Genomic DNA, 26476 nt, shown 5'->3' on the forward strand with positions numbered 1-26476 from the left:
CCGCATCCTCCCCCGCGGTGCGCCACTGGTTCCACCGGATTTAGCGCGGTTTGAGCGGCAGTATGGCGATGATCACCAACGTGGCCGCGGTCGCCGCGACACCGATCCAGGCCGCCGCGCCGTACCCGGACTCGCGCGGGAAGACCCCGGTGGTGTGCGCGGCGAGGATCAGTCCGCCGAGCGCGCTCCCGGTCGAGAAGCCGACGCTGCGGACGACGGCGTTCACGCTCATCGCGCTCGCGGTCTCGGCCTTCGGCGTGGCCGCGAGAATGACCGCGGGCATCGCGGCGGAGAACGCGCCGACCCCGAACCCGAGGATGCCGATGGCAACGATCGGTTCGACCAGGTGTGAGCGAGCGACTGCGAAGAGTACGAACGCGACCACCACGAACGCAGTACTTGCCGCCAGCAACAGCCGCGCACCGAGCCGCTCCCGCCACGGCGGCACGAGCCGCCCCGCGACGAACCCGAGGATCGAGAACGGCACCAGGACAAGCCCTGCCTCGAACGTGTTCAGCCCGAAGCCGTACCCGGCCGCCGCCGGGGTCTGCACGTAGCGGGTGATCAGACTGAACAGCAGATACATGCCGACACCGCCGGTGAGCATCACCAGGTTGGCCGCAGCGACGGCCGGGTGCCGCAGGAGCCTGATGTCGACGAGCGGGTGCTCGGTGCGAATCTCCAGGAACGTCCAGCCGAGCAGCAGAAGCAGTGCGGCCACCAGGATCGCGACGGCCAGGCCGGCGTGGTGGCGCCAGAGACTGGTCTCGCCGATCACGAGCAGCATCGCGGGCAGTGCGATCGCGAGCAGGATCGCGCCGCGCACATCGAGACGGGCAGCCGGACGGTCCGGGGCCTGCGGGAGCGCGAAGACCGCGGCGACGAACGCGGCCCCGGTGATCAGGAGCCCGAGCCCGTACGCCGCTCGTACGCCCGCGAGGTCGGTGAGCAGACCGGACAGCGGATAGCCGATCCCGATGCCCGCGGTCGACGCGACCGACAGCAACGCGATCGTCCGCGCGGCCCGGTGCTCATCGAGATGATCACGCGCTACCGCCATCATCAGCACGACGAGCCCCAGACCGGACCCCTGCAACGCCCGGCCGAGCAGCAGAAACGCGAACGGCAACGGGACAACCGTAAGCAGGCTGCCGACGACCTCCGCCCCCAGCATCCCAAGGATCACGGTACGTCGCCGCGAACCGGCACCCAGCCGCCCGAACACCGGCGTCGCGACGGCTCCGGCGAGCAACGCGATCGTCAGCGTCCATTGCGAGGCTGCGAGCGAGACGTCGTACGCCTCGGCGACCGCCGTGATCAGCGGAGCGCCGAGGCTGCCGATCACAGCGCCGGCCAGGCCCACGAAGACCAGGAAGGCCGGCAACTGGGCATGCTTGGTGCCGGTGCCGCCCACGGTGGTCACTGGTTCGTCTCTGTCGTGATGTGGTTGAACAGGCCCGGCTTGATGCGGGTCCTGGCCTGGTGGGACCACGGCTCGTCCACCTGCGGCAGGTCGAGGGCCGCGCCGGTGTTGAGGAGCATGCCGAAGGCAAGGAACGCCTTGACCGTGACCGCGTCGAGCTGGGCAGTGTCCGCGACGGACTGCCACAGCCGCGAGAAGCTCGTCCGTACGGCGTCGCGCACCTCGCCGTCGCCCGCGGCCGCCGCGGCGGTGCCCTGCAACTGCAGGAGCAGCGTCGTACGGTCGGCGAGCATGTCGTTGTACTCCTGACCCATCGCAGTCAGCGCCTCGATCCCGCTCGTCCCGCCCGCGGCCGCGACCATCGCGAGCCGCATCCGTTCGAACGCGGCGTCCACGCACTCCAGGAACAGCAGCTTTTTCGTCCCGAACAGCCGGAACACGTACGCCTGCGTGATCCCTGCACGGCGCGCGATCGTCTCGGTCGAGGCGCCGTACAGCCCGGCGCTCGCGAACTCCTCCTCGGCGATCCCGAGGACCTGCTCCCGCCGTTCCCGCCCACTCATCCGTGTCGCCACCCGACTGAAGTTAGTAGTTACTACCTACTAACTACAAGCCGATGTCTCCTACATCACTGAGGCCGTGGATCAGTCCTGGATGGCCTTCACGATCGCGATGTTGCGAGTCAGCCAGTCGTGGGGCAGAGACTCGTCGGCGCTGGTCGACTCCAACGTCCACAACACGTTCAGCATCTGCCGGACGATCACCCAGGCGCGGGCGCGCTCCTCGTCGAACCCAGCCGCGTCGACAGTCGTCCAGAACCGCTGCCGTACCGCGAACCGCAGGTCGTTGGCCGCGATCACCTCGTCCCACCGGTTCCAGATCAGCGGCGCGACCTCGAAGTGCGGGTCGCCGGACAGCGGCTTCGGGTCGATCACCAGCCAGGGTTCGCGCTCCGCGGCGAGCACGTTCTCGTAGTGCAGGTCGGTATGGATCAACCGCCCGTCGGTCGCCGGGTCCGCGACGAAGTCGTCGGCCAGCGAGATCGCCTGCTCGACGTACCGATGCGGCACCGGCGCCGAGGCCGGCAACCGCCGCAGCCGGTCGGCCCACTTCGCCAGCTCAACCGACAGCGTCCGGAACTGCGGACCCGCCGCGACATGCAGCTGTTTGTAGGTGCCGCCAACGAGCTCGCAGGCGTCCAGCGCGTCGATCGTGGTCAGGTCCCGCGACTCGAGCCGCTCGAGCAGCAACGCGAACCGCCGCGGATCGGCCCGCAGCAGCTGGACGGCACCGTCGCCCGCCCAGGTCCGCAGCGCGAGATGCTCGGTCTCGGCCTCCCAGTGCGGGAACTGCACCTTCAGGACGGCGCGCTGCCCCTCGGCGAGTACTGGTACGACGATCGCACAGTTGCCGTACGCCGCCGTACCGTCGACCGTGAGGTCCCACTCGGCGAGCAGCTCGCGCAGCAACCGCGGCAGCCGATCGAGCCAGTCCGCCCAGTCCTGCCCGCGTGACGCGACGACGAGCAGGCCCTCCGGGATCTGGAGGGACACCTACTTCTTGCCCGCCTTCTCCGCGGTGTCGGAGGTGCGGAGGGCGGCGATGAAGGCCTCCTGCGGGACCTCGACCCGGCCGACCATCTTCATCCGCTTCTTGCCTTCCTTCTGCTTCTCGAGCAGCTTGCGCTTCCGGGTGATGTCACCGCCGTAGCACTTGGCGAGGACGTCCTTGCGGATCGCGCGGATCGACTCGCGGGCGATGATCCGGGACCCGATCGCCGCCTGGATCGGCACCTCGAACTGCTGCCTGGGGATCAGTTCCTTCAGCTTGCCGGCCAGCGCGACGCCGTACGAGTACGCGTTGTCGCGGTGCACGATCGCCGAGAACGCGTCGACCGTCTCGCCCTGCAGCAGGATGTCGACCTTGACCAGCTCGGCGGCCTGCTCGCCGGTCGGCTCGTAGTCCAGCGACGCGTACCCCTTGGTCTTGGACTTCAGCTGGTCGAAGAAGTCGAAGACGATCTCGGCCAGCGGCAGCGTGTAGCGGAGCTCGACGCGGTCCTCGGACAGGTAGTCCATGCCGCCCAGCGTGCCGCGCTTGGTCTGGCACAGCTCCATGATCACGCCGATGAAGTCCTTCGGGCTGAGGATCGTCGCCTTCACCACGGGCTCGTAGATGTCGGCGATCTTGCCGTCCGGGAACTCGCTCGGGTTCGTGACGACGTGCTCCTTGCCGTCCTCCATCTCGACCCGGTAGACCACGTTCGGCGCGGTCGAGATCAGGTCGAGGTCGAACTCGCGCTCGAGCCGCTCCCGGACGATCTCCATGTGCAGCAGCCCGAGGAACCCGCAGCGGAAGCCGAACCCGAGCGCGCCCGAGGTCTCCGGCTCGTACTGCAGGGCGGCGTCGTTCAGCTGCAGGCGCTCCAGGGCGTCACGCAGCGTCGGGTAGTCGTCACCGTCGATCGGGAACAGGCCGGAGTACACCATCGGCTGCGGATGCTTGTACCCGCCGAGCGCCTCGGTCGCGCCGTGGACCGCGGCGGTGACGGTGTCACCGACCCGGGACTGGCGGACGTCCTTCACCCCGGTGATCAGGTAGCCGACCTCGCCGACGCCGATGCTCGGCGACTTCGCCGGCTCCGGGGAGATGACACCGACCTCGAGCATCTCGTGCACCGCGCCGGTGGACATCATCTTGATCCGGTCCCGGTGGTTCAGCTCGCCGTCGACGACCCGGACGTAGGTGACCACACCGCGGTACGTGTCGTAGACCGAGTCGAAGATCAGGGCCCGCGGCGGTGCGTCCTTGACGCCCTTCGGCGGCTCCACCTGCGCGACGATCTCGCTGAGCAGTTCCTCGACGCCCGCACCGGTCTTCGCCGACACCTTGAGCACGTCGGACGGGTTGCACCCGATGATGTGGGCCAGCTCGGCGGCGTACTTCTCCGGCTGGGCGCTCGGCAGGTCGATCTTGTTCAGCACCGGGATGATGTGCAGGTCGGCGTTCAGCGCGAGGTACAGGTTCGCCAGGGTCTGCGCCTCGATGCCCTGCGCGGCGTCGACCAGCAGCACGGCGCCCTCGCAGGCCTCCAGCGACCGGGACACCTCATAGGTGAAGTCGACGTGACCGGGCGTGTCGATCATGTTCAGGATGTACGTCGTACCGTCCGGGGCCAGCAGGCCGCCCGGGGTGTCGGCGCCGGGCGTGAACGGCAGCCGGACCGCCTGGGACTTGATCGTGATGCCGCGCTCGCGCTCGATGTCCATCCGGTCGAGGTACTGCGCCCGCATCGAGCGGTCGTCGACCACGCCGGTGATCTGCAGCATCCGATCGGCCAGCGTCGACTTGCCGTGGTCGATGTGGGCGATGATGCAGAAGTTCCGGATCAGCGACGGGTCGGTGCGACCCGGCTGCGGCACTTTCGTGGGGCCAACGGGCACGGAGGGGATCCAGTTCTGGTCTCGGGTGATATATCTGCTCAATCATCCCATGCGGGTCCAGCAGATTCGAAAATCGCTGGCGGCGCCCCGATAACGTGTTCCGGTATGGCGCATGCTGCTGGGGTCCGGTTGCCGTATTCCGATCTGCCTTCGGGCGTTCGCGCGTGGGTGGAGCGGACGCTCGGCTCGACCGTGGTGTCCGCCTCGACCCAGCAGGGCGGCTTCTCCCCCGGTACGGCGGCCCGGCTGGTGACCGCCTCCGGCCGCCGGGCCTTCGTGAAGGCCGTCGGTACGTCTCTGAACCCCAAGACACCCGAGCTGTTCCGGCTGGAGATCACCGCGATGCAGGGCATCGGCCGACTCCCGATGGCCCCGGAGCTGTACGCCGTGTACGACGACGGCGACTGGGTCGGCATGCTGTTCGAGGACATCGAAGGGCGGCTGCCCGCACACCCGTGGGAACAGCCGGACGCGGACCGGGTCCTGGACGCGCTGGCGGAGCTCACCGACGTACTGGATCCGTCGCCGTGGCCGGATGCTCCGGTGATCGCCGTACGCAGCTGTGACTTCCTGAGCCGCTGGGAGAACGTGCTGGCGGACAACCTCGACGTACCGTCCTGGGTTGATCCCGAGGAGTTCGCGGAGCTGGCCCGGACCGGGGTGCGGGCGCTGGCCGAGGGGAAGGCGCTGGCGCACTACGACCTGCGCGCCGACAACATCATCGTGACCGACGAGCGGGTGGTGTTCATCGACTGGGCGCACCCGGGGCTGGCTCCGCGCTGGACGGACACGGTGATCCTGCACGCGGAGATGCGCGGGTCGGTGACGCTGCCGGAGCTCCCCGACGACGAGGCGATCACCGGGTTCATCGCAGCCATCGCAGGCGGTCTCTGGTGGGGATCCGCGCAGCCGGCGCCGCCTGGGATTCCCACCATGAGGACGTGGCAGCGGGAGCATGCGCAGGTGCATCTGGACTGGGTCCGGGATCGGATGCAGCGTTCCTGACCGCCGCACGTCTCTAGCGGTGTGACGAATCCAATGGTGAGCATGAGCCGCCCGGCACCTGTGGACGCACAGGACGCTGTGTCGGCCCTCTACCAGCAGCACTGGGTCGGGCTGCTCCGGCTGGCGGTGCTGATGGTCGACGACCGGCAGGCGGCAGAGGATGTCGTACAGGAGGCCTTCGCCGAGCTGTACCGGCGCTGGCCGTTGCGCGGGGCGGATGCGGCGCTGGCCTATCTGCGGACCACGGTGCTGAACCGCAGCCGGTCCGTCCTGCGACGACGCAAGGTGGCGCGGCTGTACATCCCGCCGCACCAGACGCCGAACGCCTCCGCGGAGAGCGACGCCGTCCTGGGTGAGGAACGGTCGCAGGTCCAGCAGGCGCTCCAGGCGCTGCCGCGACGGACCCGAGAGGTCCTCGTGCTCCGGTACTACCTCGATCTCCCGTTCGCGGAGATCGCCCAGCTTCTCGGGATCGGCGAGTCGTCCGCCCGCGCCACGTCGTCGCGCGGTCTCGCCGTCCTGACCGAACGCCTCAAGGAACTGCGATGAACGACACCGAGACCCGCCTCCGCGACTACCTGCACAGCCAGGCAGCCACCGTCCCCGACACCGCCCAGGGCCCCGGCCTGGAGCGCTCCACCCGCCGCCGGCACTGGCCCGTCCTGGCGACCGCCGCCGCGATCGCCGTCGTCCTGGTCGTCACAGTCACGTTCCTCACGCGTCTCGCGCCCGACAGTTCGGTCCCGGTTCCGGCCGGTCCGCCCCCGGGTCCGGTCTCCAACGCAGCACCCGAAGTGCCGTACACGGTGCTGACCGGTGAAAAGGTGACCGATCTGCACGCAACCCTGCACGACGGGGACCGCACCGTCTCGATCCCCCGTGGAGTGTCCGGCTTCTTCGGCCGGGTCGACGGCGGCTGGCTCGCCATGAGCGGTCCCCGTGGCGATCATGCCGCCATCCTGAAGCCGGACGGGACGCTGCGGACCCTCGGACCGGATCACATCGAGCTACCGGCCCTGTCGCCGAACCGCAGTCAGATCGCGGTCATCCACCGGCTCGAGGACACCAAGGGCGAGCTCGTGGTGGTCGACGTCAAGTCCGGTAAGGAGGTGTCACGCAGTCCGCAGCTGCCGGTGATGCCGAGCCAGCTCGGCTGGGCCAAGGACGGGATCTGGTACCGCGTCGACGAGGTGGGTGCGCCGAACAAGCCCACCGCGTACAGCCTGCACTTCTGGAAGCCGAAGTCCGACCACGTCATGGACGTCGCGTTCCCGAACTACGACGGCGGTCTGGCCGCTCCGCCAACGTCCGACGTCGTCGCGCTGACGACCCGGAAGGGCAACAACCGCTGCCTGAAGGCCGGTGTGCTCCGCGACGGAGCGTTCGACGAGGCCCGCGAGTACTGCGATGTCGCTGCAGCCGCCACGTACCCCGTGCTGTCTCCGGACGGGCGGACGATGGTCAGCAGCGACGTGAAGCTGGCCATCGACGTCCAGACAGGCAAGCAGACCAAGCTCCGGCTACCCGCCAACACCAGGGTGACGGAGTGGCCGGAGCCGGTCTTCGAGAACGTCAGTCAACTGCTGCTCGTCACCGAACCCGACGCCAACAACCGCCTGCCGGTCCAGGAGCAGGTCTTCCGCTGCGACGTCCGCAGCGGTGAATGCGCAGCGGTCCTCAAGACCGTCCGGACCACGCTGCACAGACCGTGACCTGCTTAGCTGTCCACCCGCACGATGGTGGAGCCTGAGCCATCGGCCCCGTCCGAGAAGTGCAGTTGGCCCAGGTATCTGGTTCCTGCCGCCAGGCCGGTCCAGCTGGCCGTGACACTCGCCTCGCCGGCCACCTGGACCTGCTGGGTGGCCGGTGTGGCGGTCAGGTTGCCTGCGGCCTTCTGCAGCTCCCAGTGGTTGAGCTTCACCTGCTGCTCCTGCGCGCCGGCGTACAGGTCGACGTACACGTCCACCTGACCGCCCGCAGGCCGGGGCAGGTTCACCTGTTCTTCAGCTGAGCCACCGGTGCTGCTGCCGAGCAGCGTGGTGGTACCCGCCTGGTAGACGAACACGTCCAGGTCGGTGCCGGCCGGGTAGTCCGCGTCGAACGTGGAGAACCTGGCGTACGTCGTACCCGCCGGGACGTCCGCGGTGAACTTCGCGACGTGGTCGTTGACCTTCGGCGCGGTCGTTGGGAACGAGACGCCACCCGGGTTCTTCAGCGCGGCCTCGCCGACCGTCGCCGGGTTCAGCCCCAGCGCGGACGTGGTGAGCGTCCCGGCGTACCCGGAGGTGACGGGGACGTCGACGGATCCGGCGGTCCCGGTGCCGTTGACCTGGGTCGGTGCCTTCACCGTGAGCGGCTTGATCGCCAGCGTGCTCGCGACCGAGTGCTTCGCCGACTTCCAGATCAGTCTGCCGAACGAGTACTGCTCGAGTGGGGCGCCGTTGTTCTCCACGGTGACCTTGTACGTCGTGCTGCGGCCCGGGAGCGTGACCAGGATCCGCGGCGACACCGTCGCCTTGAGGCCCTTCACGCCCTCGACCTTCGGGAAGTACACCTCAGGGAGCTTGCCGACGTTCGTGACGGTCCGGGTCACGGTCTGCCGGCCGGCCAGGTCGCCGATCGCGATCGTCGGGTAGTTGAGGTCGCTCAGATCGATCTTGCCGTTCGCGCACAGCTCGTGCGTGCTCGGGACCTGACCGGAGCCGCAGACGAACCTGGTCCAGTCCGTGTAGGTGGAGTCGTAGACCAGGCCCGGGTCCATGCCGTACTTCGGCTGCACGAGACCGGCGCCGTACCCGAACGGGTTCGCGGGCGAGCCGGAGTCGTTCTGGATCGGCTTGCCGCTGGTGTCCTTGCCGGTCGCGGTCGTCATCATCGCGGACTTGATCGCCATCGGGGACCAGGCCGGGTGCTTGCTCTTCAGGACCGCCGCGATGCCGGAGATATGCGGCGTGGACATCGACGTACCGCTCATGAACGCGTACTCACGACCGGCCGCGCTGAACGCGGTGGTCGCGGCGAGGACGTTCGTCCCGGGCGCCATGATGTCCGGCTTCAGCAGGTCACCGTTGCCGGCCGGGGACGGGCCACGGCTCGAGGAGCTGGCCACCTTCGGCGCGACGACACGGACCGGCGTACCGGCGCCGATGGTCGCGGTCGGGTCGGCCGTACCGGAGACGTACGCCTTGATCTCCGGCGCCTTGGTGTCGTCCAGGTGGACTGTCGGGACCGAATGCAGGTCAGAGTCCAGCGTGCCGGGGGTGATGTTCAGCAGGATCATGCCGACACCGCCGGCGTTCTTCACCTGCAGGCTCTTGTCGGTCCGCGCGTTCACACCGCGGTCGCAGACCACGATCTTGCCCTTCACCTTCGCCGGGTCCAGCGTGCCCGCCTGGCAGAGCACCAGGTTGGCCGGGTCGGCACCGGCGAGGCCGGCGTCCTTGGCCAGGACCACCGGCGCCTCCGGCGTACCGGCGCCGATGCCTGCCCCGGTGTACGACTTGCCGTTGCCGAGCTTCACCGTGGTCTGGATGTCGCGGTCATGGGTGCCGTTGGCAACCGACGTGACCCAGGGGTACGTCTTGCCGACCGTCGCCTCCCCCGGACCGGTGTTGCCTGCACTGGTCGCGACGAACACCCCCGCCTTCGCCGCCCGCAGGAACGCGAGCCCGGTGGCGTTCACGTACGTCGACCCGCTGCCGGAGATCGAGTAGTTGATGACATCCACGCCGTCGGACACGGCAGCGTCGATCGCGGCCACGATGTCGGCATCCGTACCGCTGCCGCCCCCGGACGCGTCGACCGCCCACAGCGCCTTGTAGATCGCGAGGCGGGCGTGCGGCGCCATCCCGGAGCCCTTGCCGTAGTCCCGGCCCATCACCTTCATATCGACGCCGTAGTCACCGGCCGCCGTACTCGCGGTGTGCGTACCGTGGCCGCCGTAGTCGCGCGGCGACTTGAACTCCGCCGGGATCGGACGGGTGCCGATGCCCTTGTCGAAGTACCGCGCGCCGATCACCTTGTTGTTGCACGTGACGGGCGCCTCCTCGCCGACCTGGCAGGTGCCCTTCCACTTCTTCGCGACCAGCGCGTCGGACTGCTTGGTGGTCTTCAGCGGCGCGAAACTCGCGCGCTCCGGGACGAACCCCGAGTCGATCATGCCGATGATCACGCCGTCGCCGGCCTTGTCGATCCCGCCCGCCTGCTGCCACGCACCGCCCTTGCCGGACAGCCCGAGGAAGCGCGGCGTGTCGACGGTGTCGGCGTGCACGATCCCGCTCGGCTCGACGCTCGTCACCCCCGACGACTTGGCCAGCTTCACAGCGTCGTCGTACGACATCTCGGCGGCGAATCCCGCGTACGTGTAGTTGTAGTCGTACAGCTTCTTGACGCCGGGAAGCTTGCTCAGCACGTCCGTGCGCTCGGTGGCGAGGTGCTTGACGTAGTCGACGACCGGCGCCGCGGTCTTCAGCAGCTTGCCGCCGGGCAGGACCTTGGTGGCAGCGAGGCCCGCGATGTCACCCGCGTACTCCGCGACCGGAGCGTCGTCGAGCTGCACGATGTACGAGCCGGTGGCGGAGCGCTTGACGTTCGGATCGGCGGGCTGGGACGACGGCTGGCTCGCGCCGGCCGCGTTCACCAGCACCGGAACGCCGGCGCAGGCGGCGATCAGTGCGGTGGCGACGACGATCGCCGGACGTTTGCGGGTCACGAAGTTCCTCCAGGGCTTGGACGGGAGCGATGGTGGAGCGTTGTCTCGCGGGCCCCGAGTATGCCGTCAGCCGCCGACAGTGTCACGCTCAGCACAGTCAGCTACCGCCGATCTGAGGGCAGCTCGATGCCGCGGAGCGGGAGTGAGTTTGGAGGTGGGGGCGGCTTGTTGGTAATCTGGCTCTTCGCGCGCCCACGGGTGGTGTTCAGCCGTGCGCGCAACACCATCCTGTATCAACCGCACACACCTGATCGAGGCTCTGCTCCGTGGCGAACATCAAGTCCCAGATCAAGCGCAACCGCCAGAACGAGGCTGCGCGACTTCGCAACAAGTCCGTGAAGTCGACCCTCAAGACGGCTGTTCGCCGCTTCCACGAGGCCGTCGACGCCGGCGAGGCCGAGAAGGCCGGCGAGAACGCCCGTAAGGCCGGTCGCCTGCTCGACAAGGCCGTCAGCAAGGGCGTTATCCACGCCAACCAGGCCGCGAACCGCAAGTCGGCCATCTTCAAGAAGGCCGCGTCGCTCTGACGCCCCGGCCGCGCCACTGACGCGGCCCCGAACGATCGGCCCGTCCCCTGGACCGGCCGGTCGTTTTTGCGTGCCCGTACGACCGAACCGTCGATCGGAGTGCCATGAAAATCGTCGTCGTCGGTGGCAGTGGCCACATCGGCACCTTCCTCGTCCCGCGGCTCGTCCGCGCCGGCCACGAGGTCGTCAACATCACCCGCGGCACCAGGACGGCGTACGCGGACGCGCCCGAGTGGCAGCAGGTCCGCCCGGTCGTCGCCGATCGGGAGCAGGAGGACCGCGACGGGACCTTCGGCGACCGGGTCGCCGCGCTCCAGGCCGACGTCGTCATCGATCTCGTCTGCTTCACGCTCGAATCGGCCACCGCGCTGGTCAACCGTCTCCGCGGGCAGACTGCGCACCTTGTGCACTGCGGCTCCATCTGGCGGTACGGGCCGAGCCGCAAGCTCCCGATCGCCGAGGGCAGCGACTCCGCGGCCGCGCCCGTCGACGAGTACGGGATCCAGAAGGACCGGATCGCCCGGATGCTCAAGGACGAGACCGCCTCGGGCGGCCTCGTCACCACGTCGCTGCACCCCGGTCATATCGTCGGCCCCGGCTGGCACCCGACCGGACCGCTCGGCAACCTCGACCCGGCCGTCTGGCGCACCTTGTCGGCCGGCGATCCGTTGGTGATGCCCGGCAGCGGTGCCGAACTGATGCACCACGTGCACGCGGACGACGTGGCCCAGGCTTTCGAGCAGGCCGTCACCCACCGCTCCGCGGCCGCCGGTGAGGACTTCAACATCGTCGCTCCGACCGCGCTGACCGTCCGCGGCTACGCCGAGATCGCCGCCGGCTGGTTCGGCCGGACGGCCACCCTGAAGTCCGTTGGCTGGGACGAATTCCGCCGCTCAACAACCCCGGAGAACGCCGACTCGAGCTGGGGCCACCTCCACCGCAGCCAATGCTTCACCATCGAAAAGGCCCGCACCCACCTCGGCTACACCCCCCGCTACGAACCCGAACAAGCCATCCACGAGTCAATCCACTGGCTCCTCGAGCACCACCAACTAACCCTCCCAACCCCCCTCCTCAACACCCCCTGACCCACGCCGCCCCAGCCGCAGGTGCTGCTGGAGGCGCCGCCACAGAGCGTCTCGCCCACGGGGCTGGCGCCGCGCCCAGCGCCTCCCGCCTCGCGCGGCAGGTGTGAGCCCGTGTGTGGCCTGGGCTCGTCGAGGGGTTGGGTTAGCGGCGGCCGTGGGCTCGGGTGATGGTCAGGACCATGCGTTCCAGGGCGTAGCCGGCGTCGCCGGAGGCGCCTTTGACGTCTGCGTCGGCTTGGGCGACGGCTTTGATCGCAGCTGCGAGCCCGCCGGGCGTCCAGCCGCGGGACTGCTGCTTGAGCTGTTTCAGCTTCCACGGCGGTACGCCGACCTCACGCGCCAGATCCGCGTCCCGCATCCCGCCCGACGCGCTCGAGTACTTCGCCAGCCCGCGCAACCCACCCGCCATCGCGCTCGTCACGAGCACCGGCGCAACCCCGCAGTCCAGCGCCCACCGCAGCTGCTCCAGAGCGGGCTCGGTCCGCCCGGAGATCGCCGCGTCCGCGACCGCGAAGCTCGTGACCTCCGCACGACCGCCGAAGTACTGCCCGATCAGCTCGGCCGTCACCGCCTGACCATCCGAGTCCGACACGAGCTGCGCACACGCCCCGGCCAGTGCACGCAGGTCATGACCCACCGCGTCCACCAGCGCAGACGCCGCACCCTCGTCGATCGACCCGCCCAGCAGCCGGATCTCCCCGGCGACGAACTGTGGCAGCTCCCACGCCTTCGGCGCCGTGGCGACGACCTCGCTGACAGACGCCTTCCGCAACTTGTCGAGGACGCCCTTCCCCTTCTGACCGCCGGAGTGCACGAGCACAGCCAGTACATCGTCGGAGGACGCGCCGGCGTACTGGATCAGATGCGGCACCATCTCGCTGGGAAGGTTCTCCAACGCGCGCATCACCAGCACCCGCTCGGTCGCGAACAGCGACGGCCCGGTCAGCTCCGCGAACACCCCAACATCCAGCGTCGACGCATCAAGCTCAGTCACCTCAACCGGACTCCCCCCACCGGCCCCCGCACCGCTCGAGGCAGCGCTCTTCGAGACTGCTGCGATGGCGGAGCGCACCGCGCGGTCCGCGAGGAACGACTCGGAGCCGGTCACGAGCAAGACATCACCGAGCTTCGGCGCAGAACCTTTACGAGCAGCCACAGTCGCAAGCATCCCACGCGCACCGGACAATCCAGATGCGCACCCATCGCCACACCCACGAAGATGACCCCATGACCTCCCCCACCAACCACCCCGTCCCGGAGACACCCGGTACAGACATGCCTGGCCCACTCACACCCGGCACCGACGAACCGGCCGACAACCGGGTGGAGGCTAGTGGGTTGGTTGTTGGTGGGTGTGATGCGTTGGTTGTGGTGGATATGCAGACTGCCTTTGTCTCAGGTGCGGAGGCGGTGCCTGGGGCTGGTCGGCTGTTGGAGCGGGTCGGTGAGCTGCTCGATCGGGCGCGCGCGGCGGGTGCGGTTGTCGTACATCTCCAGAACGACGGGCCACCTGGTGCCGACGACGAGCCGGAGACACCTGGCTGGGAGCTGTACCTGCCGGTGAAGCCCGGACCGCGGGAACACGTGATCCGCAAACCGCGCGATGACGGGTTCTACGCGACTCCGCTCGGAGACGTACTGGTGTCGTCCGGCGTCCGGTCGCTCGCGATCTGCGGCGTGATGTCCGAGATGTGTGTATCTGCCACAGCCCGAACCGCACTGGACCGCGGGTACCGCGTCGCGCTCCCATTCGACGCCCACGGCACCTACAACGTCCCAGCCGTCCCCGGCGTCGCCGAAGAGGTCCCCGCGCACATCGTGTCCCGCGTCGCCGCCTGGGCCCTGGGCGACCAACCCGACAACACCTCCCCCGCGTCAGCCATCACCTTTACGCACTAACCCACCACCCGCACCGCAGTCCGGCCTTTCACAGCCGAGGGGAGACGCTCGATCAGCCGGGGAGTCTCCACAGGGCGTACAGGTGTCGGTGGGGTGTGCCAGAGTCGCTCACGGTCCCAGCCGATCGGACAGAAGGTGATGCGAGTGAGCGACAAGATCGAGACGCCGCCTGACCCGAGGCGCACACTGACCGAGCAGGATCTGGTCGGTGAACAACTGCCGGACTGGCGGATGCTGATCGATCGCCTTCATGGCAGCTTCGACACCGGCGACTTCGTCAGTACGGTCAAGTTGGTCGACGCGATCTCGCTGGCCGCCGAGGAGCTGGATCACTACCCCGGCCTCGACCTGGCCACCAGGCGGCTCGACGTTCGGCTGTTCAGTCACGACGTCGGCGGGGTGACCTCGCGCGACGTGGCACTGGCCGCGACCATCAGCGAACTCGCCCTGGCAGCCGGCGCCACGCCGCACCCGGAGCGCACCAACGTGCTCGAACTCGGCCTCGACTCGGCCGACGAGGCAGAGATCAGGCCGTTCTGGGCCGCGCTGCTCGACTACGAGACCATCCAGGCCTGGGGCGAGATCCAGATCCGCGACGCCACCGGGCGCAGGCCGACGATCTGGTTCCAGCCGACCGACGCCCACGACAGTCCGAGGCAGCGTTGGCATCTCGACCTGCGGATCCCTCCCGAGGTGGTCGAGGACCGGATCGCCGCCGCGATCGAGGCCGGCGGCGAACTGGTCGACGACACTGCCGCGCCGGCGTTCTGGGTGCTGGCCGACCCGCAGGGCAACCGCGCGTGCCTGACCACCTGGCAGGGCCGCGAGTCGCCGAGCACGTCGCCGTCTTCCAGTTGAGGGCCAGCCTGTAGTCCCGTTCGTTAGCCGCTCGCAGGTAGCTCGTAGTTGGGGTGGGTTGTGAGGGACAGGTGGTGGTCGGTGTTCGTCACGATGAGCGCGCCGCTGACGTTGGTGGTGGCGGTCCGGATCGTGTTGTGGGACAGGAGATCGAGCGTTCGTGGCGCCGGATGCCCGTAGTCGTTGTCCCGGCCGGCCGAGATCACGGCCAGCCGGGCGTTCGCGGCCGCGATGAACGCAGGATCTTGCTGCGCCGAACCGTGATGCGGCACCTTCAACACATCCGCGTGCAGATCCACTCCACTCGCCAGCACGGCTCGCTGGGACTCCGGCTCCAGATCCCCGGTCAGCAGGATCCGTAGACCGGCGAGCTCGACCATCATCGCGATGCTGGCGTTGTTCTCCGGCGATCCCTCGTCCGTGGACGTCGCCGACGAAGTACCTGGAGGCGGCAACGCGGGCACCTTCGCCGGCCACAACGTGGTCCACTGCACCTGTCCCACAACGCGCTGCTCGTGGAACGCGACCGTGCGCACCGGGACCCCGTGCCGTGCCGCAAGCTCCATCACCCGGTCGTATTCGGCCCGCGGCGAGAAGTAGGGCGTCACCTCGATCTCACCCACCTTCCGGCCGTTCAGTACGCCGGCCAGCCCGCCCACGTGATCCGCATGGAAATGACTGAGCACGATCACCGGAATCTGCTTGACGCCGAGATCCTTCAGGCAGCGGTCCATCGCCGCGGGATCCGGCCCGGTGTCGACGACCACCGCCGTACCGTCAGCGGCCCGCAGGACGAGCCCGTCGCCCTGCCCCACATCGCAGACCACGAACAGCCAGTCGTCCGGCGGCCAGCCGAGCGAACCGACCGGACGCAGGATGACGACGGCCAGCACGATCACCGCCAGGATCATCGCGATCGGACGTGCCAGGATCCGGTGCAGCCCGGCGACGAGCGCTATGCACAGCAGGGTCAGCACCGCGACACCGATCACCGTCGCCGGCCACGCATTCGCGGCCCCTGGCAGGTCCGCACCCTCACGAGCAACGAGGATGATCCAGCGAGCGGGCCATCCGGCAGCCCAGCCGACGATCTGCGCCAGCCCCGTACTGCCCAAGGCAACTCCGGCAGCGACGAAGCCCAGGATCGTTGCAGGGCCGACTGTTGGACCGGCCAACAGATTGGCGGCCACCGCAACCAGCGACACCTGTCCCGACAGCCACGCAACGATCGGCGTACACGCGAGCTGGGCAGCCAGCGGGCACGAGATCGCATCGGCCAGCCACCCGGGAAGCCAACTCGCCAACGCGTCCCGCCAACCTGATCCGAGCAGAACGATGCCCGCCGTCGCCAGCACCGACAGCGCGAACCCGGCCGATCGAGCGAGCGACGTGTCGAGCAGCAGGAGCATGATCACGGCCACCGAGAGACTGCGGACGGCCCGCCGTGGCCCACCTCCGCCGGTCATCGCCGCCAACGCGATCAAGCCCATCGCGGCTGCACGGAGCACGCTCGGCTGTGGACGCGCGAGGACCACGAACACGACCACCGTCAGCACGCCGACCACCGTCAGGCCCCGAGCGCGTACGCCGATCGCCCGTGCCAGCGGGAGGATGAACGCGAGCAGCAACGTCAGGTTCGTGCCCGAGACGGCGGACAAGTGCGTCAAGCCTGTTGTTTGGAAGTCCGCGTTCAGCTCGGGTGAGACGCCGGAGACGTCGCCCATCACCAACGCGGGCACGAGCCCGCGGACGTCTTCGGGCTCGTGGGCTACCGCACGTCGGAGGCCGGCCCTGACCTGTTCGGCGGCGCGTAGCCACCATGGCGGGTCGTCGATTGGTCTTGGTGGCGATCGGGTCGAGAGCATGGCGGCTACCTCGCCGCCAGCGTCGGCGCGTTCGAGCCTGCCGGTCGCGTCGACGTGCTGGCCGTAGCGGATGGTCTGCCATTTGGCGGTGCCGATCACGAGCACCGGCGTACGAACCCGTACCGCCTTCGGGCCTTGGGCGTTGGGGCGGGTGTGGACCTCCTCGATGGTTGCTCGCACCACCACGTACCGCGGGCGTCTGCTCGTGGTGCTTTGACGGAGGGATGGGTCTCCATCGATGCGCAGGCGCACGGTGGCGGTGGCGGAGTTGTCGGCGAGCTCGTGAACGGGGCCGGCTCGCAGGGTGGCGACCTGGAGCGCGGCGGCGATTGCTAGACCCCCGACGATGGTCAGGCAACCTACGGCTGCCCAGCCGACGGGTGTCCAGGAGTGTGCAGAGTTGGGTGCGGGACGACGGCGCAGTCTTGCGAGGAGCAGGGCGAGGGTGGTTGCGAGTGCTAGCGCTGTCGCGCCGACGACGGCTCCTGTTGTGGGTGATTTGCCGACAAGTACGGCGGCTCCTAGCCATCCGGCGCCGGCCGGGAGCAGTAGGCGTGCGTCGGGCGGCTCGGAGGGGGCGGGATCGGCGGATGCGGGGTCGGGGGTGGTGGGGTCAGATGCTGACATGGGGTTTTAGCGAGTCGAACTTTTTGGGGCCTACGCCGGGGACCTCCTGGAGTTGGTCGACGGTGGTGAAGGGGCCGTTCTGGGTCCGGAAGTCGAGGATGCGCTGGGCGAGGACGGGGCCGACGCCGGGGAGGGTGTCGAGTTGGTCGAGGGTGGCGGTGTTGAGGTTGACCGGGGCGTTGGGGGCGGTGGGGTGGGGTGCTGAGGTGGTTGCTCCGGGCGGTTTGGTGGGCGCGGGTTGGGCTGGTTGGCCGACGATGATCTGTTCGCCGTCGGTGACCAGGCGGGCGAGGTTGAGCGTGGTGAGATCGACGCCATGGAGGGCACCCCCGGCCAGGGTCAAGACGTCGGCCACTCGGGAGCCGGTCGGAGCGCGGACGAGGCCGGGGCGGCGGACTTTGCCCGCTACGTACACGACCACTACTTCTGGAACGGCTTTTGCTCCGGGTCTGGGCGTTTGAGGCGAGCTCGGTCGGCTCGTGGGTTGGGCGACGGGGCTGCCGGTGGTTGTGGTGGTGGGCTGGGCTTCGGGGATGGGCGTCGGGCGGGCATGCGCGAACGTCCAGATGGCCCAGGTCAGACCGATGGCCAGGAGCGCGAGCAGGACGAGGACGTGGCGTGGGGTGAGGGTCCAGCGGGCGTTGCGTAGGCGGTCGGGCACTTGGTCGGGGATCCATCCTCCGCGCACCTCATCACGCTCCTCCGGGGCTTCGGGTTGTGCGTCGTCGGCGTGAAGGAGGTCGGGGTGGGCATGCCTGGACGGCCGGACGGCGAGGCGGGAGAGGGCTCGCGCCCGGGCGTCCGGGGTGGGGGTGCGGTTCCGACGGAAGACCTTCACGCCCAGAGAAGGTACGAGTCTGCGACGCCCGCCGACCGCCAACTTCCAACCTGTGGAGAACCCGGCAAACAGGGAGGCTAGTGGGGGCTTAGTACTACCGCTAGGAGGCCGGGGCCTACGTGGGCGCCTATGACGGCTCCTACTTCTCGGAGGACTACCTCGTCGGCTTTGGGGAGGCGGTTGGTGAGGTCGTCGGCGAGGGTTTGGGCCTTCTCGAGGTTCCCCAGGTGGTGGACGGCCAGCTGGACAGGGGCGTCGCCGGCTCGCTGGACGGCGATGTCGGCGAGGCGGGCGATGGCGCGGCTGGAGGTGCGTACCTTTTCGAGCGGGACGATCCGGCCGCCGTTGATGGTCAGCAGCGGTTTGACCGCGAGCGCCGTACCGAACAAGGCCTGGGCGGCGCCGATCCGCCCACCACGGCGCAGGTACTCGAGGGTGTCGACGTAGAAATACGACGAGATGGTCTGCATCCGGGCCCGGGCGGCGGCCTCGACCGTGGCGGCGTCCTCCCCCGCGCCGGCCGCGGCTGCAGCGGCGAGGACCGGGAAGCCGAGGCCCATCCCGAGCGACCGCGAGTCGACCACGTGCACCGGGATCGGGGACTCCTTGGCGCCGATCATCGCGGCCTCGAACGTGCCGGACATGTCGCCGGACAAGTGGATCGACACCACCGCCTCGGCACCGTTCGCGGCGCAGGCGGCGTACGTGTCGGCGAAGGTCTGCGGCGCCGGCCGGCTCGTCGACACCGGGGTGAACGTCTTCAGGGCCTCGGCGACCGCGTCCGCCGAGGTGGCGCCGTCGTCGTACGAGGTCCCGCCGATCACGACCTGCAGCGGTACGACGGTGAGCGGGTGGCGGAGCAGCTCGTGCGTGGACAGACCGGCGGTGGAGTCGGTGACGACCTGCACGCGGGCTGCCATGCAGCGAGGTTACCGGACGGTTTAGGACGTCCTCTGTCTGGACGCAGTGCCAGACTCCACTAGATGAGGGAGACAGCAGCAGAAGTCAGGGAGCTCCAGGCGCTCATGGACGCGGTCTACCCGGGTTCGACGGAGCACCTGCGGAACATCATCAAAGGTCAGAAGCAGCTCAGCGCCGCCGCACTCGTGCAGGTGGCGACCGGCATGTGCGTGCTGTCCCTGGCCACGGTCACAGCCAAGGGCGAGCCGCGGATCAGTGCGGTCGACGGTCATCTGCTGCATGGCAGATGGGTGTTCACCACGTCAGGCTCGGCGGCGAAGGCCCGGCACTTGCGGGCGCGGCCGGCGGCGAGTGCGGCGTACATCGACGGGGAGCGGATCGGGGTGTTCACCCACGGTGCCGTGGAGTTCCTCACTGAGAAGGACCCGGACTTCGCCGAGATCGAGGAGTACATGGTCGGCCACTATGGCGAGTCACCGTCAGGGTGGGGACCGGACATTGTGTACCTGCGGCTCCAGCCGACCTGGATCGCCGCGTACGGCAACGAGCGCAAGCTGCTGGGCGGCTGAACCGGCAGCGAGGTGAAGGCCACCCCTCCTGGCGCCTTCACCTCGCTCGGGAACTGGGCCGGGCTACTGACGTCCCCTGTGCGTCAACAGCCCGGCTCGTCCGGCTGACTCCCCCTGGCTGTCAGCTGAAAGTTGGTGGGACCTCGGCGAGCTACTCCCCGTATCCGGTTCCGTGAGAACCGGCCTGACCGCGAGCTCGCCGAGATCCCGGGAGGTCCCAGCGGCCGGCCCGCCGGCGAGGGAGCATCCCCGCCGGTTTACCCGCGCCAGCCGGGCCGCGACACTCGTCCCCTGTGTCGTGTGCCTGACCCTGTGCTGGGACCCCGCCCCGGAAGCAGTGCCCTGACGGTGCACAGCGTCCGGTACAGGCAGGACAGATCCACACGCCCCAGCACTCCGGAGCTCTCGACCGCCGGTCGGCGCCCCCACCAACCGGCCGCCGGAGGCCCTCCGCGTCGCCTTCTCCGGCTGCAGCGGTCCGGCGGTGTGCCATGGCCTCTTCATGGATTCACCGCCCTTTCGCCGCTGGAAACCGGTGTCGGTCTCTGCTTCGTGGAACCTGTCCTACGGCTGTAATTCTTCGTCCGGCAGCCATGTCAGGACGAGGCAGAACTACCGGCAGTTACCCGGCAGCTTCGGCGGATCCGCGTCATGTTTCAGGAAGAAAGCGCGGCGAGTACGTCACGCGCGAGGCGCTGCACGGCGGCCGCTGGATCGGGCTGTGGCCACCCGTCCGCCGCTGATGCGCTGCTGCACGACTCCTGCAGCACGGCCCACGCCGTCGGCAGCATGGGCGGGTCCATCGACCGCTGCCAGGCCAGCAGTTGCCCGCAGACCGCATCGCCCGCCTCGGAGCGACCCAGTGCGTGCAGCACCGCGACAGCTTCAGGTAGTACCTCGAGCAGGTACACAACCCGGCCTTCGAGCAGCAGCCGGTTCAGTGCGTCCAGCACCGCCAGTCGCGCCTGCTCGACCTCACCGGCAGCTCGTGCCAGCCGCGACCGGTACAGCATCACCAGGTAGTCGAAGTAGCCACGGTGCCCACGGATGTCCGCGTCTGCCTGGTCGAGCAGTGCACGCGCCTCGTCGTACCGGCCGTCGTGGTACTCGACCATGGCCAGGCAGCCGGCCACCTTGGTGCGCTCGGGGTCGTCGGAGGCCTGGCTGTCGCGGGCGAGCAGTGCCCAGTGCCGCGCTCCGGCGAGGTTGCCCAGCTCGAGGTCGACCCGGCTGAGGGCCATGTACGCGATCTCGTCCGCGTAGACGCCCGGATTGACCAGTGCGGCCTCCCACGCAAGCAGGAGCTCCTTGGCCTCGACCAACCGCCCCCAGCGCAGCAGTGCCAGCCCACAGGTCGCTTGCACGGTCGCGGACCGCTGGACTTCAGCATGCTTCCGCGCGTCGTCCACCAGCGCCGGTATCTCGGCCAGGCTCTGGGTGTCGAGCAGGTGCGACCCGGACGACACCCAGCCGCCCCTGGCGACCAGACCCATCTCCGTCTCACCCGGGATCAGCTTGCGCGCCTCTTCGTAGTGCCGCCGCGCGCCGTGAATGTCACCGGTCAGGCTGGAGAGCCGCCCCGCAATCGCGAGCAGCCGACCGCTCGTCTCCCGGTCCGGCACATTCGACGCGCACAAGGTCGCCCACCGGATCCCGCTCTCGGCCACACTCGCCTGGTACTGCCAAGCGATCCGGAAGCCCAGCACGATCCGCGCTGCCGTGTCCCACTCTCCCAGCTCGGCGGCCCGCGCCAGCGACACCTCGAACAAGGCCGAGTTCGCATGGGCCGCCCGGTACCGCCGGTCGCGGTCCGGCGACGACCACGCGCCCTCCAGCCCGGACACGTACGTCGTGCACCACTCGACCGCCCGATTCCGGAACTCGGTCAGGTCGTCGCCCTGCGAGGACAGGCCGGCGTACGCGTGCTCCCGGATCGTCTCCAGCAGCTTGTAGCGCGCACCGTACAACTGCTCGAACTCGTGCACCGGCTGCAGCAGCGACTTCTCCACCAGCTCGGCCAGCAGCATCGGTACGTCGATCTCAAGGATCGGGGCGCCCGTACACACGCCCGCCACGGCCTCCAGCGTGAACGGCGAGCCGAGCACCGACGTCCGGTACAGCAGTTGCCTCGCCGGATCCGACAGCCCGTCGACGCTCCACGCGATCGTGTCCGCGAGCGTGCGCTGATGCGGCGCACCGAAGCGCCGTGGCCCGGACAGCAACCGGAAGCGGTCGTCCAGCGCAGCCAGGATCGCCTCGACCGACAACGACCCGCCACGTGCGGCCGCCAGCTCGAGCGCAAGCGGCAGACCGTCCAGCCGCCGGCACAGCCGGGCCACGATCGGTGCGTTGTCATGGGTCAGCTCGAAGTCCGGTCGCACCCGCGTCACGCGCCGCGTGAACATCTCCACGGCGGGCGATGCCTTGATCTCGTCGAAGTTCTGGTCGTTCTCCGGTACGCCGAGCACCGGCACGCGGCGGACGACCTCGTCCGGCAGGCCGAGCGGGATGCGGGACGTGACCAGGACGCCGATGCCCGGGAAGCTGCGGACCATCCGGTTCGCGACCGTGGCGACCCCGTCGAGCACGTGCTCGGCGTTGTCCTCCACGATGACCAGGTCACCGGGCCGGCGTCCGGACAGTACGTCGTCGAGGTCCGACGTACCGGGAGCTGTCCCGAACGCGTCGAGGATCGCGGACGGTACGGCGGCGTCGCGCTGGACGGTGGTCAGATCGACGACGACCACGGTGGTGTCGGCCCCGGAGAACCGGTCCGCCGCGGCCAGCGCAAGCTCGGTCTTGCCGACACCGCCTGGGCCTACAAGCGTGACGAGCCGGTTCTGACGCAGCAGTCCCTCGAGCTCGAACAGCTCCTGCTCACGGCCGACCAGACCGTCCGGAATCGGGCGGGTGCCACGCCAACGCAGACCTGTCGGAGCGGGATCCGCCACCGAGACCACGGGAGCGGCAGGAACAGCGGGCCGTACGACGGGACGCGCGGAGCCATGCCCCGCGGCCGCGAGGAAGTGGCCGGTGTCGCCGTCCTGCAGACCAAGTGCTGCTGCGAGCAGCCGAACCGAGTCCTTCCGCGGCCGCGCCACCCGCCCGGCCTCGATCTCCCGGATCGAGCGCACACTCAGCCCGGCCCGGTCGGCGAGCTCCTCCTGAGAGAGGCCGGACTGGACCCTCAAGTCGAGCAACAGTTCGGCGAACCCGCGCCGACCGTCCGCCCGGCCTTCCGTGTCCGACACAGCCCGTCACCCCTCTGGAGCCTCACGTACCTGACACAACATAGCGTGACGGGTAGGTGGTTCGCCGGATCGCCCGGCGCGCGAGATGCGTCCTGGGTCACACGAAAATGGGCCGATTCCCTTGTTGCGGAATCAGAAATGCACGTTTCAAGCAGTCGCGCGAACCGGCGGGGATTCATTGCCGGCGGCGTACAGAGAAAGCACGCCGGCCCAGTCGTCGATGCGGGCGCGGGTATCGGCACGGCCCGAGTCGGCATTCAGCAGGCTGCCGTCGGAAATACCCCGGGTGGCGCGAACCAGGAGCTCAACGGTGACGTCGCGCAGGGTGTCCAGGGCAGCCATATGGCAATTCAAGCGGAGTCGTGTTTCGCAAACGTAACGCGTCCGGCAACATCACGATAAGTCACCAAAATACCGGCGAACGTTATTACCGGGTAGTCCGCTAACCGGCCAGGAACGACAACCGCACATGCCGATCGGGATTGTCCCGGTTGGTGTCGACCAGACAGATCGACTGCCACGTCCCGAGCGTCAGCCGGCCGGCCAGCACCGGCACCGTCGCGAACGGCGGGATCAGCGCCGGCAGCACATGATCGCGGCCATGACCGGGCGACCCGTGCCGGTGCCGCCAGTCGAAGTCTCGCGGCAGCAGGTCTTCGAGCACAGCCAGCAGGTCGTCGTCGCTGCCCGCACCGGTCTCCAGGATCGCGACACCGGCCGTGGCATGCGGGACGAACACGTGCAGCAGGCCGTCACCGCGGCCGAGAACGAACTGCTCACACCGGCCCGTGAGGTCGAGCACGACCTCACGGGTGCCGGTGTGAACGTCAAGAACAACGGAGTCCATCAGGCGGGGACGATGTTGACCAGCTTCGGTGCCCGCACGATCACTTTGCGGGTCCCGCGTCCGTCCAGCGCCTTCTGGATCGCCTCGGAGGCCAGCGCCAGCTGCTCCAGCTCGGCGTCGGTGATGTCCGGTGCGACGTCCAGCCGGTCCTTCACCTTGCCGGCCACCTGGACAACGCAGGTCACGGTGTCCTCGACCAGCAGCGCCGGGTCGACCTTCGGCCAGCCGGCCTTGGCGACCGTCGGCTCGTGGCCCAGCTCTTCCCACATTTCCTCGGCCGTGTACGGCGCGACCAGGCTCAGCAGGATCGACACTGCCTCGGCGGCCTCGCGGACCGCCGGGTCGGCCGCGCCCGGGCCGGAGTCGATGGCCTTGCGGGTCGCGTTCACCAGCTCCATGACCCGGGCAACCATCACGTTGAACCGGTGCGAGTCGATCAGCTCGGCCGCATCGGACACCGTCCGGTGGGTGACCTTGCGCAGCTCCAGGTCGCCGGTCGACGGATCCGAGCCCAGCGGCGCCTCGACCGATCCCGCCAGCCGCCAGGCCCGCTGCAGGAACTTCAGCGAACCGCCCGGCGACATGTCGGCCCAGTCGATGTCGTCCGCCGGCGGGCCGGCGAACACCATGGTCAGCCGGACGGCGTCGACGCCGAACTCGTCGATCATGTCGCCCAGGTTCACGCCGTTGCCCAGGGACTTGCTCATCGACTTGCCCTGGTTGATGACCTGGCCCTGGTTCAGCAGCCGGGTGAATGGCTCCACCACGCTCAGCAGGCCCATGTCGTACAGCGCCTTGACGAAGAACCGCGCGTACAGCAGGTGCAGTACGGCGTGCTCCTTACCGCCGACGTACTGGTAGACCGACATCCAGCGGTCCGCGGCCTCCCGGTCGAACGGTCCGTCGGAGAACTCCGGCGAGATGTAGCGCAGGAAGTACCACGAGGAGTCGACGAAGGTGTCCATCGTGTCGGTGTCGCGCTCGGCCCGGCCACCGCACTTCGGGCAGTCGACCTCGACCCACTCGCGGGCGGCGGCCAGCGGCGAGACGCCCTTCGGGGACAGGTCCGCGCCGCGCAGGTCCGGCAGCTCCATCGGCAGCTGGTCGTCCGGAACCGGCACCTCACCGCAGGACGGGCAGTGGATGATCGGGATCGGGCAGCCCCAGTACCGCTGGCGGCTCAGCAGCCAGTCGCGCAGGCGGTAGTTGATGGTCCGCTCGCCCAGCTGCTTGCCCTCCAGCCAGTCGATGATCCGCGACTTGGCCTCCGCGACCTCCAGGCCGTCCAGGCTGATCTCGTCGTTGGCGCTGTTGATCGCCGGCCCGTCGCCGGTGAACGCCTTGCCCTCGAAGCCCTCGGTGGGCTGCACGGTGCGCACGATCGGCAGATCGAACTTCTCCGCGAACTCCCAGTCCCGGGTGTCCTGGCCAGGCACCGCCATGATCGCGCCGGTGCCGTAGTCGGCCAGCACGTAGTCGGCGGCCCAGATCGGGATCCGCGTCCCGGTCACCGGGTTGATCGCGTACGAGCCCAGGAAGACGCCGGTCTTCTCGCGCTCGGTGCTCTGCCGCTCGATCTCGGTGGTGGCCTTCACCTTGGTCAGGTACTCGTCGAAGGCGGCCTGCTGCTCCGGCCTGACCAGCTCGGCGGCCAGCTTCGCATCCGGCGCGACGACCATGAAGGTGGCGCCGAACAGCGTGTCCGGGCGGGTGGTGAAGACCTTGATCGGCTCGTCACGGCCCTCCACCTGGAAGTCCGCGAACGCGCCCTCGGACCGGCCGATCCAGTTCCGCTGCATCAGCAGGATCTCTTCCGGCCACTGCAGCAGCTCCATGTCGTCCAGCAGCCGCTGCGCGTAGTCCGTGGTCTTGAAGTACCACTGGGTCAGCTCACGCTTGGTGACCTCCCAGCCGCAGCGCTCGCAGCGTCCCTGGACGACCTGCTCGTTGGCCAGCACGGTCTGGTCGTTCGGGCACCAGTTGACGTAGGACGCCTTGCGGTAGGCCAGACCGCGCTCGTACAGCCGCAGGAACAGCCACTGCGTCCAGCGGTAGTACTCCGGGTCGGACGTGTGCAGCCGGCGGGACCAGTCGAAGCTCAGCGCGTAGCGCCGGATCGACTCCGCCTGGGTCTCGATGTTGGCGTACGTGTACGTCGCCGGGTGCTCGTTGCGCTTGATGGCCGCGTTCTCGGCGGGCAGCCCGAAGGAGTCCCAGCCGATCGGGTTCAGCACGTCGTAGCCCTGCTGGAACCAGTAGCGGGCCAGCACGTCGTGCAGCGCGAACACCTCGGCGTGACCCATGTGCAGGTCGCCGGACGGGTAGGAGAACATCGTGAGCGCGTACCGACGCTCCGCCGAGCCGTCGTCCTTCGCCTTGAACGCGTCCAGCTTCTCCCACACCGGACGCCACTTGGCCTGCATGGTGTTGAAGTCGTAGCCACCCCGGTCGATGGGAGTGTCCTCCACCTGCTCCGTCACGGTCCTACTCCAGCTTCTTGGTCTTGTTGAGCCTAAATCTGCCAGAAATGAAAAATCCCCTCACACAGGAGGGGGTGCCGCACTGACCGGCGCTCAGATTGCGCCTGGATGCCAGTACGGCTAA

At 68.9% G+C, this 26476-nt stretch carries 21 protein-coding genes; 8 read left to right on the plus strand and 13 right to left on the minus strand.

Annotation, left to right across the window (positions count from 1 at the left end):
• Positions 1–40: 40 nt before the first annotated feature.
• From ACGFI6_RS01365 to lepA, 4 genes are all read right to left on the minus strand, one after another.
• Positions 41–1423, minus strand: a complete 1383-nt coding sequence (locus ACGFI6_RS01365; RefSeq protein WP_393114292.1) for an MFS transporter — start codon at positions 1421–1423, stop codon at positions 41–43.
• Positions 1420–1998, minus strand: a complete 579-nt coding sequence (locus ACGFI6_RS01370) for a TetR/AcrR family transcriptional regulator (protein WP_393114294.1) — start codon at positions 1996–1998, stop codon at positions 1420–1422. Before ACGFI6_RS01370 ends, ACGFI6_RS01365 begins: the two co-directional genes overlap by 4 nt.
• Before the next feature lie 69 nt (positions 1999–2067).
• Positions 2068–2976, minus strand: a complete 909-nt coding sequence (locus tag ACGFI6_RS01375) for an aminoglycoside phosphotransferase family protein (protein WP_393114296.1) — start codon at positions 2974–2976, stop codon at positions 2068–2070.
• Positions 2977–4866, minus strand: coding sequence for a translation elongation factor 4 (gene lepA, locus ACGFI6_RS01380; RefSeq protein ID WP_393114298.1), 1890 nt, complete (start codon positions 4864–4866; stop codon positions 2977–2979).
• Between the two features lie 105 nt (positions 4867–4971).
• On the opposite strand from lepA, the gene ACGFI6_RS01385 reads away from it, so the two are divergent.
• From ACGFI6_RS01385 to ACGFI6_RS01395, 3 genes are read left to right on the plus strand one after another with little or no spacing between them, the layout of a single operon-like run.
• A complete protein-coding gene (locus ACGFI6_RS01385; protein ID WP_393114299.1) occupies positions 4972–5871 on the plus strand; it encodes a hypothetical protein in 900 nt (299 codons plus the stop codon).
• Between the two features lie 42 nt (positions 5872–5913).
• On the plus strand, positions 5914–6420 hold the full coding sequence (locus tag ACGFI6_RS01390) for a SigE family RNA polymerase sigma factor (RefSeq protein WP_393114302.1): 507 nt from the start codon (positions 5914–5916) through the stop codon (positions 6418–6420).
• Positions 6417–7583: a hypothetical protein gene (locus ACGFI6_RS01395; protein WP_393114304.1), complete on the plus strand. Its 1167-nt coding sequence runs from the start codon at positions 6417–6419 to the stop codon at positions 7581–7583. Before ACGFI6_RS01390 ends, ACGFI6_RS01395 begins: the two co-directional genes overlap by 4 nt.
• A gap of 5 nt (positions 7584–7588) precedes the next feature.
• Here the strand turns inward: ACGFI6_RS01395 and ACGFI6_RS01400 are convergent, their stop codons facing one another.
• Positions 7589–10582: a S8 family peptidase gene (locus ACGFI6_RS01400; protein WP_393114306.1), complete on the minus strand. Its 2994-nt coding sequence runs from the start codon at positions 10580–10582 to the stop codon at positions 7589–7591.
• 266 nt (positions 10583–10848) lie between these two features.
• Between ACGFI6_RS01400 and rpsT the strand changes: the two genes are divergently transcribed.
• Together rpsT and ACGFI6_RS01410 are read left to right on the plus strand one after the other, a co-directional pair.
• Positions 10849–11109, plus strand: a complete 261-nt coding sequence (gene rpsT / locus ACGFI6_RS01405; protein ID WP_393114308.1) for a 30S ribosomal protein S20 — start codon at positions 10849–10851, stop codon at positions 11107–11109.
• Positions 11110–11213: 104 nt separating this feature from the next.
• Complete coding sequence (locus tag ACGFI6_RS01410) at positions 11214–12197, plus strand: NAD-dependent epimerase/dehydratase family protein (protein WP_393114311.1); 984 nt, start codon at positions 11214–11216, stop codon at positions 12195–12197.
• 142 nt (positions 12198–12339) lie between these two features.
• On the opposite strand, the gene holA is transcribed toward ACGFI6_RS01410, so the two are convergent.
• Positions 12340–13365, minus strand: a complete 1026-nt coding sequence (gene holA / locus ACGFI6_RS01415) for a DNA polymerase III subunit delta (protein ID WP_393114313.1) — start codon at positions 13363–13365, stop codon at positions 12340–12342.
• Positions 13366–13568: 203 nt separating this feature from the next.
• Here holA and ACGFI6_RS01420 point away from each other — a divergent pair, with 203 nt between their 5' ends.
• Entirely contained in the window at positions 13569–14096 is a 528-nt protein-coding gene (locus ACGFI6_RS01420) for an isochorismatase family protein (RefSeq protein WP_393114316.1), read from the plus strand.
• 144 nt (positions 14097–14240) lie between these two features.
• Positions 14241–14954 carry a VOC family protein gene (locus ACGFI6_RS01425; RefSeq protein ID WP_393114319.1) on the plus strand — a complete coding sequence of 238 codons (714 nt, stop codon included), beginning with the start codon at positions 14241–14243 and terminating at the stop codon, positions 14952–14954.
• A 23-nt stretch (positions 14955–14977) separates the two neighbouring features.
• Here ACGFI6_RS01425 and ACGFI6_RS01430 read toward each other — a convergent pair whose 3' ends face one another.
• The 3 genes from ACGFI6_RS01430 to ACGFI6_RS01440 form a co-directional block, all read right to left on the minus strand.
• Complete coding sequence (locus tag ACGFI6_RS01430; protein ID WP_393114321.1) at positions 14978–16999, minus strand: ComEC/Rec2 family competence protein; 2022 nt, start codon at positions 16997–16999, stop codon at positions 14978–14980.
• 433 nt (positions 17000–17432) lie between these two features.
• On the minus strand, positions 17433–18284 hold the full coding sequence (locus ACGFI6_RS01435) for a helix-hairpin-helix domain-containing protein (protein ID WP_393114323.1): 852 nt from the start codon (positions 18282–18284) through the stop codon (positions 17433–17435).
• A 77-nt stretch (positions 18285–18361) separates the two neighbouring features.
• On the minus strand, positions 18362–19204 hold the full coding sequence (locus tag ACGFI6_RS01440; protein ID WP_393114324.1) for a DegV family protein: 843 nt from the start codon (positions 19202–19204) through the stop codon (positions 18362–18364).
• 63 nt (positions 19205–19267) lie between these two features.
• On the opposite strand from ACGFI6_RS01440, the gene ACGFI6_RS01445 reads away from it, so the two are divergent.
• On the plus strand, positions 19268–19774 hold the full coding sequence (locus ACGFI6_RS01445) for a pyridoxamine 5'-phosphate oxidase family protein (RefSeq protein WP_393114326.1): 507 nt from the start codon (positions 19268–19270) through the stop codon (positions 19772–19774).
• Between the two features lie 656 nt (positions 19775–20430).
• Here the strand turns inward: ACGFI6_RS01445 and ACGFI6_RS01450 are convergent.
• From ACGFI6_RS01450 to leuS, 4 genes are all read right to left on the minus strand, one after another.
• Positions 20431–23025: an ATP-binding protein gene (locus ACGFI6_RS01450; protein WP_393114328.1), complete on the minus strand. Its 2595-nt coding sequence runs from the start codon at positions 23023–23025 to the stop codon at positions 20431–20433.
• A gap of 147 nt (positions 23026–23172) precedes the next feature.
• Entirely contained in the window at positions 23173–23367 is a 195-nt protein-coding gene (locus ACGFI6_RS01455; RefSeq protein WP_393114330.1) for a hypothetical protein, read from the minus strand.
• Positions 23368–23467: 100 nt separating this feature from the next.
• The gene (locus ACGFI6_RS01460; protein WP_393114332.1) at positions 23468–23872 is read right to left on the minus strand and encodes a YjbQ family protein; all 405 of its coding nucleotides are present in this window, start codon (positions 23870–23872) and stop codon (positions 23468–23470) included.
• The gene (gene leuS / locus ACGFI6_RS01465; protein ID WP_393114334.1) at positions 23872–26352 is read right to left on the minus strand and encodes a leucine--tRNA ligase; all 2481 of its coding nucleotides are present in this window, start codon (positions 26350–26352) and stop codon (positions 23872–23874) included. Before leuS ends, ACGFI6_RS01460 begins: the two co-directional genes overlap by 1 nt.
• Positions 26353–26476 lie beyond the last annotated feature (124 nt).

It is taken from the genome of Kribbella sp. NPDC048928, from assembly GCF_043197975.1.
Lineage (GTDB): Bacteria > Actinomycetota > Actinomycetes > Propionibacteriales > Kribbellaceae > Kribbella.